This is a genomic window from Endozoicomonas sp. ALD068 (assembly GCF_049310145.1).
In the GTDB taxonomy this organism is placed as follows: Bacteria; Pseudomonadota; Gammaproteobacteria; order Pseudomonadales; family Endozoicomonadaceae; genus Endozoicomonas_A.
In genome coordinates this window covers 5,143,316-5,158,074 of the sequence record NZ_JBLYNU010000004.1, presented here as the reverse complement: position 1 = coordinate 5,158,074, position 14,759 = coordinate 5,143,316, and the positions used below count along the sequence as shown (strand labels likewise).

9 protein-coding genes and 1 pseudogene are annotated in these 14,759 nt (G+C 42.5%); 6 read left to right on the top strand and 4 right to left on the bottom strand.

The window, feature by feature from the left end:
* Positions 1 to 12 precede the first annotated feature (12 nt).
* Entirely contained in the window at positions 13 to 1,113 is a 1,101-nt protein-coding gene (mutY, locus tag ACO6V5_RS18950; RefSeq protein WP_422412667.1) for an A/G-specific adenine glycosylase, read from the bottom strand.
* A 293-nt stretch (positions 1,114 to 1,406) separates the two neighbouring features.
* Here mutY and ACO6V5_RS18945 point away from each other — a divergent pair, with 293 nt between their 5' ends.
* Together ACO6V5_RS18945 and ACO6V5_RS18940 are read left to right on the top strand one after the other, a co-directional pair.
* Positions 1,407 to 2,390, top strand: a complete 984-nt coding sequence (locus tag ACO6V5_RS18945; protein WP_422136226.1) for a TDT family transporter — start codon at positions 1,407 to 1,409, stop codon at positions 2,388 to 2,390.
* Between the two features lie 222 nt (positions 2,391 to 2,612).
* Positions 2,613 to 4,697 carry a hypothetical protein gene (locus tag ACO6V5_RS18940; RefSeq protein WP_422412669.1) on the top strand — a complete coding sequence of 695 codons (2,085 nt, stop codon included), beginning with the start codon at positions 2,613 to 2,615 and terminating at the stop codon, positions 4,695 to 4,697.
* A gap of 169 nt (positions 4,698 to 4,866) precedes the next feature.
* Here the strand turns inward: ACO6V5_RS18940 and ACO6V5_RS18935 are convergent.
* Positions 4,867 to 5,013 (bottom strand): annotated as a pseudogene (locus tag ACO6V5_RS18935) (A/G-specific adenine glycosylase); the annotation flags it as partial.
* Between the two features lie 238 nt (positions 5,014 to 5,251).
* Between ACO6V5_RS18935 and ACO6V5_RS18930 the strand changes: the two are divergent.
* The 3 genes from ACO6V5_RS18930 to ACO6V5_RS18920 all read left to right on the top strand — a co-directional run bounded on the left by ACO6V5_RS18930 (position 5,252) and on the right by ACO6V5_RS18920 (position 11,937).
* Entirely contained in the window at positions 5,252 to 7,348 is a 2,097-nt protein-coding gene (locus tag ACO6V5_RS18930) for a hypothetical protein (protein WP_422139478.1), read from the top strand.
* A 234-nt stretch (positions 7,349 to 7,582) separates the two neighbouring features.
* The gene (locus ACO6V5_RS18925) at positions 7,583 to 9,655 is read left to right on the top strand and encodes a hypothetical protein (protein ID WP_422412671.1); all 2,073 of its coding nucleotides are present in this window, start codon (positions 7,583 to 7,585) and stop codon (positions 9,653 to 9,655) included.
* Between the two features lie 536 nt (positions 9,656 to 10,191).
* Entirely contained in the window at positions 10,192 to 11,937 is a 1,746-nt protein-coding gene (locus ACO6V5_RS18920; protein ID WP_422412673.1) for a hypothetical protein, read from the top strand.
* 384 nt (positions 11,938 to 12,321) lie between these two features.
* Here the strand turns inward: ACO6V5_RS18920 and ACO6V5_RS18915 are convergent, their stop codons facing one another.
* Positions 12,322 to 12,804, bottom strand: coding sequence for a hypothetical protein (locus tag ACO6V5_RS18915; RefSeq protein ID WP_422139481.1), 483 nt, complete (start codon positions 12,802 to 12,804; stop codon positions 12,322 to 12,324).
* A gap of 356 nt (positions 12,805 to 13,160) precedes the next feature.
* Positions 13,161 to 14,054, bottom strand: a complete 894-nt coding sequence (locus ACO6V5_RS18910) for an IS110 family transposase (protein WP_422136232.1) — start codon at positions 14,052 to 14,054, stop codon at positions 13,161 to 13,163.
* A 115-nt stretch (positions 14,055 to 14,169) separates the two neighbouring features.
* Here ACO6V5_RS18910 and tnpA point away from each other — a divergent pair, with 115 nt between their 5' ends.
* A complete protein-coding gene (gene tnpA, locus ACO6V5_RS18905) occupies positions 14,170 to 14,574 on the top strand; it encodes an IS200/IS605 family transposase (RefSeq protein WP_422136233.1) in 405 nt (134 codons plus the stop codon).
* The last annotated feature ends 185 nt before the right edge of the window (positions 14,575 to 14,759 follow it).

The following is a 14,759-nucleotide window of genomic DNA, read 5'->3' as shown; positions in this document are numbered from 1 at the left end:
AATTTCAGCCTCCTACAGGCTCCTCATGATTTTACTTAACAGTTTGCTGACCGGAGCTGCCAGCCCCAGCTCGGACGGATGATCAGGTTGAAACCAGTGCCATCGATCGCCATCCGCTACTGCAGAGGCTTTGGCAGTAAAAGATTTGATGGGGGTGATATCCAGGTGATAATGGCTGAATGTGTGTCGAAATGACGGCCACTCTTCAAAATCTTGCAGACTCAATCCGGTCATGTTTTGAGCAGCTTCAGACAGCACCTCCTCGATCTGGATTTCCGGAAACCCCCAAAGTCCTCCCCAAATACCCGTAGGAGGTCTTTTTTCCAACAGAACCTCTCCAAACTCGTTAATTACCATTAACATTCTTACCGATCGTTCCGGCTTGTCTTTTTTAGGTTTGGGCTCTGGGTAGCGGGTTTCTTCCCCGGCTTTATGGGCCAGACAATTTTGCTCTAACGGGCAAATCAGACAGGAAGGTTTGGTTCGGGTACAAATCATAGCGCCCAGATCCATCATCGCCTGAGTGTAATCAGCATTGCGATGATGTGGAGTATACTCTTCAGCAATACTCCAGAGTTGTTTTGCGACAGCGGACTGTCCGGACCAGCCAGGAATGGCCTGATAACGGGCCAGAACCCTTTTGACATTGCCGTCCAAAATCGGAGCACGAATACCCATACTGATAGATGCTATCGCTCCGGCAGTGGATAAACCAATCCCTGGTAACTGAGTTAATTCAGCAACAGAACGTGGAAACTCACCGGCAAAAGTGTCCATGACCATTTTGGCCGCCTTATGCAGGTTTCTGGCTCTGCTGTAATACCCCAGCCCACTCCACAAATGGAGTACATCATCGATCTCCGCTGAAGCCAGGTCTGCAACCTTGGGAAATCGCGCCATAAAGTTTTCAAAGTACGGAATAACGGTAGCGACCTGGGTTTGTTGCAGCATGACTTCGCTGATCCAGACCCGGTAGGGGTTGATGTTTTTCTGCCATGGCAGGTTCTTGCGGCCATGACCATCAAACCATTGGAGTATTTGCAGGCTGAAGGCTTCATTATTGCTATCTGGCGACATATCAGGGAGTCTGGGTTTGAAAATTGAGTCGTGCATTCTACTATGAAAAGTGCAATGAAATGCCGCTCAATCTGATTTCAAAGAGTTTTTGTATCTGCTTGCACTGCGAAGAGGGAAACATGATCTTCTGCACTTTAACCTAATCATTTTTCTGGCGCAGGCTGTTTTTATCGGAAGTATATGGCCTTCTTAAGTATAAGACTTACTGATCTTAATTATTTAAAAGTTTGAATTTTCTTATTCACCAAACAGGTTATTTTATTCACATGCCTTTTAAAAGCTGCTCAAACAGCCATGTGCGATGACAGACACTCTCGGTAATAAGCAAGATGAATAAGACTGCAAATCCAGGCCGCACGGCTGGTCTGGTAACAAGACTAAGCCGTGTACCCACTCCTCTTGGAGGCTTGGCTCTAGGCATTGCCAGCCTTGGTGCTGCCTGGTCTCTGGTCATGCCCGACCAGTCCCAGGGGCTGAAGCTGACCGCTGCGGTTATCGCCGCTATTCTGGTCTTCAAGGTGATGCTGAAGTTTATTTTGCACCCGCATTTGATTCGTGAAGATCTTTCACATCCCGTCATCAGCAGTGTTATGCCAACCTGCGCCATGGCGACTATGGTGATCGCCTCTGCACTCATGCCCGTTTCCGAATTTGCGGCACGCTTGCTTTGGGTGGCAGCCGTGCTGACACATCTGATATTACTGGCAGGTTTTGTGACTCACAGGATTCGGGACTTTGATATTGAGCATATGGTGCCCAGTTGGTTTGTACCACCCGTTGGTATCATAGTGGCTGCGGTCACCAGTACGGGTATGGGTTTTGAGTCGCTGGTCAGGCTGCTGTTTATCTTTGGAATGTTCTGCTATTTCGTAAAGCTGCCCATCATGTTCTATCGCCTGATCTTCAAGAACGCTATTCCTGATGCGGCGCTGCCTACTTTTGCCATTATGGGGGCACCTGCCAGTCTGTCTCTGGCGGGATACCTGACCATCACTGATAACCCCAGCCTGATTATGATCAGTATTCTGACGCCACTGGCTATTTTTATGACGGCAATGGTGTATATGGCTTTTATCAAGCTGCTGAGATTGCCATTTTCACCGGGCTATGCAGCCTTCACCTTCCCAATGGTGATTGGTGCCACAGCGCTGCTTAAGCTGGAAGGCAGGGTAAATGGTGTCTTTGCTGATCTCTTTTTTCAGCTGGGGCTCATGGAACTCTGGGTGGCTACTGCCATTGTGGCTTATGTTGTTATTCGCTATACCCTGTTTTACCTGAAGCCCAGGCCGCAAATGGCACAACCTGAACAGTAAATGACTGGCTTGATTCTTGTGTTCTGCCAGTCTTTTTTCAGGAGTATGATCCTCTCTCAACGGTCAAATTCTGGAGTGTATTCAGGTTTGGCTGTTAATCCCCGTAGACCGTTATCAAGCACGAAATCTGTCATTACTGGCATGGTTGTGGAATTTTTTTGGAAATTAATAGTCCAAAACATATGTAGCTGAGAAAATTAAATACGGTCAATGGAGTGACCTATGAATATAAACACTACCAGAACAAATACTCACGTACTTTACGAAAGCAGTCTTGCTAAAGAAAATGTTGATGAGAGTTTTGATTCAGAGCAGAGAGAAGTCAAGAGCTTTTCAAAAAAACGATGGGTTCAAGATAAATTCTCTGCATTGACAAAGCGGATACGAGGGCTTGCTTGTATTCTGCCAGATAGTAGTCATCGAAAGGCTAGTCAGACTATTCCCGAGAGGAAAGTTTCCCATTGGGTTACTACTGATGCTTTTGAAGTCCCGGATGAAGCAAGAAGCAGAGTGAGCGAGACGTTTACCGCAGTGGAAGTGGCTGAGCGTTTTCGAAATACCATTGAAAACCTTTTACATAGGCTGCGATACGACGAAATCGCAATGGAATATCATGAAGATGATCAAAGAGAAGAAATAACAGGAATTTTTATCGACTTTATTTTATGCCAGGAAGGTTTGGTCCATGATCGGTGTTTTACCGTTGAAAACAGTCCCGATAAATATGTGGCGGGTAAAACTACGAGCCAGGAGCGGATTAAAGAGATAGAGTCTTACTTGGATGTTATTTTTACCGAACAGGCAGCAGAGGCATCGAAATTTAATAAGCCCAGGTTACGTTATAGTCTGGGTGACATGCTGGTCGATTATCTTAACAAAAAAGAGAACGTACCGGATGATGTTACCCCAAAGATTAAGGTTACATATGATTTTCATATTTATGAGATTACTTACAAGAAATTGCTGAAAGAGATATATCCATTTTTTCAAACCCTTCTTGCAGGAAGAGGCTTTTTTTCCGAGTTAGTTTTGGTGTTTAATTGTGCCGCAAAATACAGACGGGAATTGATTGATAGTGCTTGTGTACCGTGTAAAACCGGCAATATGTTAACCATTGGTCTGCGGCTTAGCGAAAGTGATGTGAGAGAGTATTTTAATCGAAGTGTTATGGATGTTATTTTTTCAGGGCGCTGTGATGGTATTGTTAATGCCATGTTTGAAGGCTGTTCTCAAACTGACAATGAAGTGGAACCGGTAAACAGACCAAACCTTAAATTTGGTGAAGAACTTGAATATGATGTAAAAAATAAATTTTCTCGTACGCGGGGTCGGCTTTGTAATGGTTTTTCATTTCTACTCAAAGAAAAAGGGATGGTTTTACAAGCTTCCAATGACAAACGTGGCCCACACTTTGGCTTTGATAATAGCTTTACCGTAGTCTCTTTTTATGACTCAGAGGATTGGTTTGAAATAAACTGCACGCCTTATCATACAGATGATCAACGCGCAAAACTATCATTTCAGAAGGTCATTGAAGCTACTGACTCAATGCGCAAGGAAGGATTGATTGATTATAGCTCCGGACATAAACACGTTGATGCTATGAGTGCCACTCAGGGTGATACCAGCGTGCTTCTGGCGATGGAGTCTGAGATCCAACGAAATCCTTTTTTGCTGAGAGCGTTTGGAAATAATGATCGTATCCTGCAGGACGATGAGGCCAGATGGTATAAAACATTTGCTGATTATAATCCAGACACAAAACCTTTTGCCGTAAAGCGGTTAAATAGAATCATTGACCGATATAATAAAAAAATAGAAGAAAATTATACTGAAAGGCCAAGCCATAAAGTGAGCACTGATTCGGAAAACAAAGAAAGACTTGAAGAATTTGCGCATTTTTATAGCCAAGTTGTTCATATGACGACTATACAGAAGGGAATTGGTTTCATTGGTGGCGATATAATGGGAAAGTTTATGGCTATGTCTTTGTTGCATATTACCGGAGCAAGCGGAGTCAACAAGTTATCTACGCTGGAATTTCGTTTTTTCCGTTGCCCGAAATCAGTACAGGAAATTGAGTTGATTAACCAATTCTTACAAACCTGGTTTCAATACATTCATCAGTGCAGGAAAGATAAAATTCCTTTGCAGCCTGTCCCTGAAGATATTCAATCCTCTAAAGACTATACGGCAGCTGAAGTTCAGCTAAAAACCATTGATTATCTCAGTAAACTAGGGCTGAACCCGGAGCATTATCGCTGTTTTTGGAGCGAAGTAAGAGATATTCCGTCAGCGACCGACTGAATGTAAAACTCAGGTTATGAACTATAGTCTCAGTTTTTAATGCTGGCGCTGGTGTGATTGGCCCCCAACCTCCTGATTTACTTCACTTCTTCTGAATCATTCCATCCCGATCATCAGCCTCATGCAGCAGGCCAGCACTGAGTAATATGAATCATCGTTCCAGCTTGTCTTTTTTAGGTTTTGGCTCTGGGTAGCGGGTTTCTTCCCCGGCTTTATGGGCCAGACAATTCTGCTCTAACGGGCAAATCAGACAGGAAGGTTTGGTTCGGGTACAAATCATTGCGCCCAGATCCATCATCGCCTGAGTGTAATCAGCATTTAACCTGAACAGAAAATGACTGGTTTTGATCCTTGTATTCTGCCAGTCTTTTTTCAGGAGTATGATCCTCTTTCAACGGCCAGTTCCGGAGTGTATTCAGGTTTGGCTGTTAATCCCCGAAGACCGTTATCAAACACGAAATCTGTCATTATTGGCAGGGTTGTGGAATTTTTTTGGAAACTAATAGTCTAAAACGCATAGCTAAGAAAATTAAATACGGTCAATGGAGTGATCAATGAATATAAATTCTAACAGAACAGATGCATATGGACTTTATGCAAGCAGTTTTGCTAAAAAAAATGTTGATGAGAGTTATGATTCAGAGCAGAGAGAAGTCAAGAGCTTTTCAAGAAAGCGATGGGTTCAAGATAAATCTTCTGCATTGATAAAGCAGATGCGCGTACTTGCTTGTAATCAGCCACATTTTTGTGATCGAGAGACTAGTCGGACTTCTTCCGATAGAAAAGTTTCCCATTGGGTTACTACTGATGGTTTTAAGGCCTTAGACGAAGCAAGAAGCAGAGTGAGCAAGACGTTCACCGCAGAGGAAGTGGCTGAACGTTTTCGCAATACCATTGAAAACCTCATACATAAGCTGCGATACGAGAAAATCGCAACGGGATATCATGAAATTGATCAAAGAGAAGAAATAACAGCAATTTTTATTGACTTTATTTTATGCCAGGAAGGCCTGGTTCATGATCGCTGTTTTACCATTGAAAGCAGTCCCGATAAATACTTGGCAGGTAAAACCATAAGCCAAGGGAGGGCTGAAGAAATACAGTCTTTCCTGGATGCTATTTTTACCGAACGGGCAGCAGAGGAATCAGAATTTTATGAACTTCGAATGTATTATAGTTTTGGGGATATGGTGGTTGATTATCTTAACAAAAAAGAAAGCGTATCGGATGATGTTATCCCAAAGACTGACTGTAAAAATGACTTTTGCCTCATTGAATTTACTTACGGGAAATTGCTGAAAGCTATATTTCCATTTTTTCAAACCCTTCTTGCTGGAAATGGCTTTTTTTCTGAGCTGGTTGTGATCTTTGATTTTGTCAAAAAATTCAGACAGGAAATCATTGATAGTGCATGTAAACCGTGTCAAACCAATAATGTTATAACCATTGCTCTACGCCTCAATGGTAATGATATAAGAGAGCATTTTAATCAAGATGTTATGGATGTTATTTTTTCTAGGCGCTGTGATGGTATAGTCAATGCCATGTTTGATAACTGCGCTTTTGGGACTGACAATGAAGTGAGACCGGCAAGCAGATTAAATCTTAAATTCGGTGAAGAGCTTGAATATGATATAAAAAATCAACCTACTGGCTCAAAGTATCGGCCTGTTGCTACTTTTACATGTCGACTCCAAAAAAAAGGTATGATTTATCACGATGCTAATGCTTGCGGACCTGATGCATCTTATGGTTATGGTTTTGATAATAGCTTTGCCGTATACCCTTTTTACGACTCAATGAGATGGTTTGAAATAAACTGCACGCCTTACCATTCTGATGATCAACTCGCAGAATTATCTTTTGAGAAGGTGATTGAAGTGACTGATTCAATGCTCATCGACGGGTTGATTGATTATAGTTCCGGGCATAAACACGTCGATGCCTTGAGTGCTACCCAGGGTGATACCGGTGTACTTCTGGCGATGGAGTCTGAGGTCCAGCGAAACCCTTTTTTGCTGAGGGCATTTGGAAATAATGATCGTATCCTGCAGAACGATGAAGCTAAATGGTATAAAACATTTTCTGATTACGATCCAGACATAAAACCATTTGCCTTAAAGCGGTTAAATAAGATGATTGACCGATACAATAAAAAAATAGAAGAAAACGATACTCAAAAGGCAAGCCATAAGGAGAGCACTGATTCGGAAAAAAAAGAGAGGCTTGAGCAATTTGCAACTTTTTATAGCCAGTTTGTTCATATGACGACTATACAAGAGGGGTTAGGTTATATTGATGCCGATGTCAGCGGAAAGTTTATGGCTATGTCTTTACTGCACATTACCGGAGCAAGAGGAGTCAAAAAATTATCAACGCTGGAATTTCGTTTTTTCCGTTGTCCGAAAACGGTACAGGAAATCAAGTCGATTAACCAATTTTTGCAAGTCTGGTTTCAATACCTTCATCAGTGCAGAAAGGATAAGACCCCTTTGCAGCCTGTTCCTGAAAATATCCGATCCTGCATAGATTATACGGCAGAGGAAGTTCAAGCTAAAACCATTGATTACCTCACTAAATTAGGGCTGAATCCGGAGCATTATCGCTGTTTTTGGGGCGAAGTAAGAGATATTCCGCCAGCGACCGACTGAATGTAAAACCCAGGTTATGAACTATAGTCTCAGTTTTTAATGCTGGCGCTGGTGTGATTGGCCCCCAACCTCCTGATTTACTTCACTTCTTCTGAATCATTCCATCCCGATCATCAGCCTCATGCAGCAGGCCAGCACTGAGTAATATGAATCATCGTTCAGGAATTTTTTTACAAATTAGTAGTCTAAAGCACTAGAGCTTTAAAGAATTAAATGTGTTCATTAGAGATATTTATGAATATAAATACAACGAAAACAGATAGTTACGGATTTCATAAAAGCGGCCTTGCTGAAAAGACTGATGAAAGTTTTGATTCGGAACAGACAGTTTTCAAAAGTTTTTCAATAAAGCTACAGGTTGGGGATACATCCTCCGCACCGGTAGAGAAGATACGAGGGATCGGTACTATTGTACCAGGTTCGAGCCATCAGATTGCCAATCAGACTATTCCCGAGCGAAAAGTTTCCCATTGGGTTACTTCTGATGATTGTGAGGCCACAAATGCAGTCGGAGTCAGCGAGACGTTTACGCCTGAGGAAGTGGCTGGGCATTTCCGAGCTACCATTGAAAACCTCAGGCATTCACCGATAAACGAAAAAATCGCAAGGGAAAGCTATGAATATGATCAAACAAAGGAATTAACAGAGATTTTTATCGATTTTATTTTATGTCAGGAAGGTCTGGTCCATGATCGGTGTTTTACTGTTGAACGCAGCCCTGATAAATACGTGGCGGGTAAAACCATGAGTCAGGGGCGGGTAGCAGAGATAGAGTCTTACCTGAATGCTATTTTTAGCGAATGGGAAGCAGAGGGATCGAAAACTTATTGGCCTAGAGTAGATTATGGTTTGGAGAACATGCTGGTTGATTATCTTAAAAAAAAGGAAAACGTACAGGATGATGTTGCTCCAAAGATTGTGTCCTCTGGTAATTTTTGGCATAAAATCAGGTTCGAGAAATTACTGAAGGAGATATATCCATTTTTTCAAACCCTTCTTGATGGAAGAGGCTTTTTTTCTGAGTTCGGTGTTGTCTTTAATTTTTTCGTAAAATTCAAGCAAGAACTGGTTGATAGTGCGCGTGAACCTTGTAGAACCAACAAATTAAACATTGGTCTGCGCGAGAACAGAAGTCATATGAGAGAGTATTTTAATCGACATGTTCTGGATGTTATTTTTTCCAGACGCTGTGATGGCATTGTTAATGCCATGTTTGGTGACTCCTCTTTTGAGACTGACACTGAAGCGAAGCCGTCAAAAAGATCAAACCTTAAATTAGGTGAAGAGCTTGAATATGATGTTAAAAATGATTTTTCCCGTACACGGGGTCGGCTTTGTAATATTTTCTCATCTCTACTAAAAGAAAAAGGGATGAGTAATCAGGCTATCACCGACCAACGTGGTGTGCACTATGGTTTTGATGATTGCTTTACCGTAGTCTCTTTTTATGACTCGACGGCGTGGTTTGAAATAAATTGTACACCTTACCATCCTGATGATGAACGCGCGAAATTATCTTTTGAGAAGGTGATTGAAGTTATTGATACAATGCGTAACAAAGGATTGATTGATTATAGCTCCGGGCATAAACACGTCGATGCCTTGAGTGCTACTCAGGGTGATGCCGGTGTGCTTCTGGCGATGGAGTCTGAGATCCAGCGAAATCCTTTTTTGCTGAGGGCGTTTGGAAATAATGATCGTATACTGCAAAAGAATGAAGCCAGATGGTACAAAACATTTGCTGATTACAATCCGGACACAAAACCATTTGCCGTAAAGCGGTTAAATAGGATCATTGACCTATACAATAAAAAAATAGAAGAAAATCATACTGGAAAGCCAAGCCATAAAGGGCGTACTGATTGGGAAAAAAAAGAGAGACTTGAGCAATTTGCCCATTTCTATAGCCAGTTTGTTCATATGACGACCATACAGAAAGGGCTTGGTTATATTGATGTTGATATCATGGAAAAGTATATGGCTATGTCTTTGTTGCATATCACCGGCGCAAACAAAGTCAACAAATTATCAACGGTGGAATTTCGTTTTTTCCGTTGTCCGAAAACGGTACAGGAAATTGAATTGATTAACCAATTTTTACAAGCCTGGTTTAAATACATTCATCAGTGCAGAAAGGATAAAATTCCTTTGCAGCCTGTCCCTGAGGATATTAAATCCTGCAAAGACTATACGGCAGCTGAAGTTCAGCTTAAAACCATTGAATACCTCAGTAAATTAGGGCTGAATCCGGAGGAGTATCGCTGCTTTTGGGGTGAAGTAAGGGATAATCCTTCAGCGCCTGATTGAATGCAAAGCTCAGGTTATGAACTTTAAAGTCAGTTATAACGCTGGCGTGGGGGTCATTGGCTCCCAACCCCTTCATTTATTTCACCTCTGCTGAATCATTCCATCTCGATCAACAGCCTCACGTAGCGGGTCAGCGAGTAATATTGATCATCGATCCGGAATTTTTTCAGTAATTAATAGTCTAATGCACTCAAGCTTTAAAGGATTAAATGTGTTCAATAGAGGAATTTATGAATATAGACACTACCAAAGCAGATGCTTACGGATTTCATAAAAGAAGCCCTGCTGAAAAGACTGATGAAAGTTTTGATTCTGAACAAAAAGTATTCAAAAGTTTTTCAAGAAAGCTAAAGGTTGAGGATACATCCTCCGCACCGGTTGATAAGATACGAAGGCTCGGCTCTACTGCGCCAGGCTGCAGCCATCCGATTGCCAAACAGGCTATTCCCGAGCGAAAAGTTTCTCACTGGGTTACTTCTGATGATTGTAAAGCCATAAATGTAGCCGGAGTCAACGGGACGTTTACCGCAGAGGAAGTGGCTGAGCGTTTCCGGACTAGCATTGAAAACCTTATACATTCAGTGATATACAAAAAAATCACAAGTGAAGGCTATGCATTCTTTCAAGTAGACGAATTAACAGAGATTTTTATCGACTTTATTTTATTTCAGGAAGGTCTGGTCCATGATCGGCGTTTTAATGATGAAAGCAGCCCAGATAAATACCTGATGGGTAAAACCATGAGCCAGGATCGGGCTGAAGAGATAGAGTCTTACCTGAATGCTATTTTTACCGAATGGGCAACAGAGGAATCAAAAGCTTATTGCCCTAGAACGCTTTATAGTCTGGAGGACATGCTGGTTGATTATCTTAAAAAAAAGGAAAACGAACTGGATGATGTTAAGCCAAAGATTGTGTCTTTTGATAACTCTTGGCATAAAATCAGGTTCGAGAAATTGCTTAAGCAGATATACCCATTTTTTCAAAACCTTCTTAATGGAACAGGCTTTTTTTCTGAGTTCTGTATTGTCTTTCAATTTTTCGTGAAATTCAGGCAGGAACTGGTTGAAAGTGCGCGTGAACCTTGCAGAACTAGCAAGTTAACCATTGGTCTGCGTGAGAACAGAAGTCATATGAGAGAGTATTTTAATCGACATGTTATGGATGTTATTTTTTCCAGGCGCTGTGATGCTATTGTCAATGCCATGTTTGATGACTCCTGTTTTGGGGGTGACAATGAAGCGAAGCCGTCAAACAGATTAAACCTTAAATTGGGTGAAGAGCTTGAATATGATGTTAAAAATGAAGATTCCGATACAGAGGGTCGGCTTTGTCATATTTTTTCATCTCTACTAAAAGAAACAGGGATGAGTAGTCGCACTATCACTGACAGACGTGGTGTACGCCATGGTTTTGATGATCGCTTTACCGTAGTCTCTTTTTATGACACGTCGGCGTGGTTTGAAATAAATTGCACGCCTTACCATCCTGATGATGAACGCGCGAAATTATCTTTTGAGAAGGTGATTGAAGTGATTGATACAATGCGTAACTCAGGATTGATTGACTATAGCTCCGGGCATAAACACGTCGATGCCTTGAGTGCTACTCAGGGTGATACTGGTGTACTTCTGGCGATGGAGTCTGAGGTCCAGCGAAATCCTTTTTTGCTGAGGGCGTTTGGAAATAATGATCGTATCCTGCAGAGAAATGAAGCGAAATGGTACAAAACATTTGCTGATTACAATCCAGACATGAAACCATTTGCCGTAGAGCGGTTAAACAGGATCATTGAACGATACAATAAAAAAATAGAAGAAAATTATATTGAAAAGCCAAACCATAAAGGGGGCACTCATTCGGAAAAAAAAGAGAGGCTTGAGGAATTTGCACGTTTTTATAGCCAGCTTGTTCATATGACGACTATTGATCCCGAAATAATGGGAAAGTACACGGCTATGTCTTTGTTGCATATTACCGGAGCACGCGGAGTCAACAGGTTATCAACGCTGGAGTTTCGTTTTTTCCGTTGTCCGAAAACGGTACAGGAAATTGAGTTGATTAACCAATTTTTACATGCCTGGTTTGGCTACATTCATCAATGCAGGGAGGATAAAATCCCTTTGCAGCCTGTCCCTGAAGATATTAAATCCTGCAAAGACTATACGGCAGAGGAAGTTCAGCTTAAAACCATTGAATACCTCAGTAAATTAGGGCTGAATCCGGAGGAGTATCGCTGCTTTTGGGGTGAAGTAAGGGATATTCCGTCAGCGACCGATTGAATGTAAAACTCAGGTTATGAGCTTTAAAGTCAGTTTTAACGCTGGCGTGGGGGTTATTGGCTCCCAACCCCTTCATTTATTCCATCTCTGCTGAATCATTCCATCTCGATCAACAGCCTTACGTAGTGGGTCAGCGATTCAATTGATAGTGGTGATGCGTTTTATAAGATCAGCAATTTGTTAACAACAGCTTTGCGTAATAACAGGCGACACCGTAGCGAGGACGGCAGTTAGTTGAGGATGAAAATTTGGTTTCGTGAGGAGAATAGAGAACTATTTGACGAACAAAAGCAGATTTTCAGACCAATTTGCTGCCGCCACCGACTGCATGGATGCTGGAGCTAGAGCAACGCAGGAGCAGTTGCCACGCAGGGCAGTCTATTCTCAGTCAGTCTCCTTGCGATCATAACTGACCCAGACTTTAATTTTGTTGCTATCGGTATTGTCAATCCATACTAATCCGTTTGGATCTGCACCTTCGTCTACCCTTGCACGGGGATCCTTGCCAATCTCTTTCTCCCACCAAAGTCGAGCCGATCTCCCGGAATGATCTTTGCTTTTCACCTCGAACAGCTGTGCAGCGCCCGACAATTCGCTACAGTAACTCGTATCCAGGTAATGAATATTCATAGTTTGTCCGTTCTCATAGCCCGGAATCGTCTGAATATACTGCGGCAAGACATAGTCAACGCACATCCCCGATGAATCCCACTTTGCCGTAACTACATAGGGATCCTTATCAGTCCCGATTTTCTGTAAGAATTCTATTTGCCTGATACCATCGGAGAAAGCATCCAGGGGAAATAGTAAGAACACAACCATCAACAACGCTGGCATAAAGCTTTGGCTTGTCTTTTGCGTCAACATAATCGAACCTACTGCCGTGTAACGACAATAGTTATACTAGGACACTCTGGTGTTTTTGCTAGGAGCCTTATATGGTCCGCCCCGTTTTGCAAGAGCCTGTTTTGTTAATTAGCAAACAAAGATAACTGCAATCATATATACGGCCTATTCATGAGGTCTAACCCTCTGGCCCTGATGGGTATCCGCGCAACCTGGCCTTATCAGTCCGACGGCCTCAAGGGCCAAGACTCCTATCAGGTTTCAGGTTGCCGGTTTTTACCTGTTTGCCATCAACTGTACATGCTCATCGCAATCTGCGGGGGGGTTCCCCTTTGATTAAGCTTATGCTTTACTTTGCCGCTGCCGCCTTTACCTCATTATGCAGCCTTGTAAACTTCATTTCGGGTCATGATGACCCAGACAATCCGAGCCATTTTATTAGCCAGACCAACGGCGGCAACGTTGTGATTGCTGCGCTCATTAAGTTGGCTAACCCATTTTTTACAGCGGTCATCCTTATTTTTGAGGCAGTGGAGTACCGAACGTGCGCCGTGTATCAATAATGTGCGCAGGTATTTATCACCCCGTTTACTGATGCCCAGCAGGACTGACTTACCGCCTGTGGAATGCTGTCTTGGAACTAATCCCAACCATGCGGCAAGGTGTCGACCAGATTTAAAATACGTCGCATCACCAACGGCTGCCTTCAATGCTGTGGCAGTGATGGCTCCGATACCCGGCATAGTCATCATTCGACGACATTCGTCGTCGTTTTCAGCCAGCTCCTGAATTTTCTGGTCATACTGTTGAATACGCTTGTCAAGACTGGCCAACTCTTCTGATAAACCATGTAGCAGCTCACGAGTCAGCGAATGGAGTCCATTTTCAGCATCTTCCAGAATTCGTGGAAGCTGTGCACGAACTTTACCAATACCCTGGGCAACCACAATACCTTCTTCCAATAGTGACCCCCGGATCTGGTTAACCAGGGCAGTTCTCTGATCAACCGCTTGTTGACGATAGCGGTGCAGAAGTTGCCAGGCCTGCTGCTCTGACGTTTTAACAGGTACAAAACGCATGCTGGGCCGTGAAGCTGCTTCTGCAATCGCTTCAGCATCGTTGTAGTCATTTTTGTTGGTCTTGACATAAGGCTTGACAAATTGAGGTGAAATCAGCTTGACAGTATGCCCATAGTTCTTTAACTCCCGACACATAGCGGCAACCAAGCCAAGGTGGTTGAGGTTCTTAGACTGGTATTGAGCTTGAGGCATGTTGGTGCACCTGAATGTCTGTTTATTTCTTTGACAACAGATTTTAGGCAAATATCAATCGGGGTGGTGAAAGGCAGTTATAAAGACTTTAATAGCTATTTCCAAGGTTGGTCTAATGAAATTAAGAAAGGGTAGAAGATGCGTTTTTATGCTGCATGCACACATAATTTTTATCACAAAGTACAGAGGCAAAGTATTTACAGACGGAAACCTGAAAACACTTGAAAAAATATTCCAAAGCGTATGTTCTGATTTTGAAGTAGAACTGGAAGAATTTAACGGCGAGCAAGACCACGTACACATTCTGGTAAACTACCCACCAAAAGTAGCAGTATCAAAACTGGTAAACAGTCTGAAAGGTGTTTCAAGTCGAAGATTGAAGCAATACCATCCAGAGTTGATAAAGCCTGCATATATGAAAAATGCTTTATGGAGTCCAAGCTACTTTGCGGGTTCCGTAGGTGGTGCACCGATTGAAGTTCTTAAACAATACATCGAACAACAGGATAGACCGCATTAGGAGTCCTATTGGACTCCGAGCTATCCTTCCCAGCACTAGAAGTACTGGGCTTGACGCTCTTTCCGGTCAGCAAACTAATTCTGAACTTGAACTCGTTAGAAATGAGTTGCGACAGCAAAAAAACTCAGCTTGATAACTTAACAATCGCTTTCTGTTCAATGTTTATTTTTGGGCTTCTTGTATTA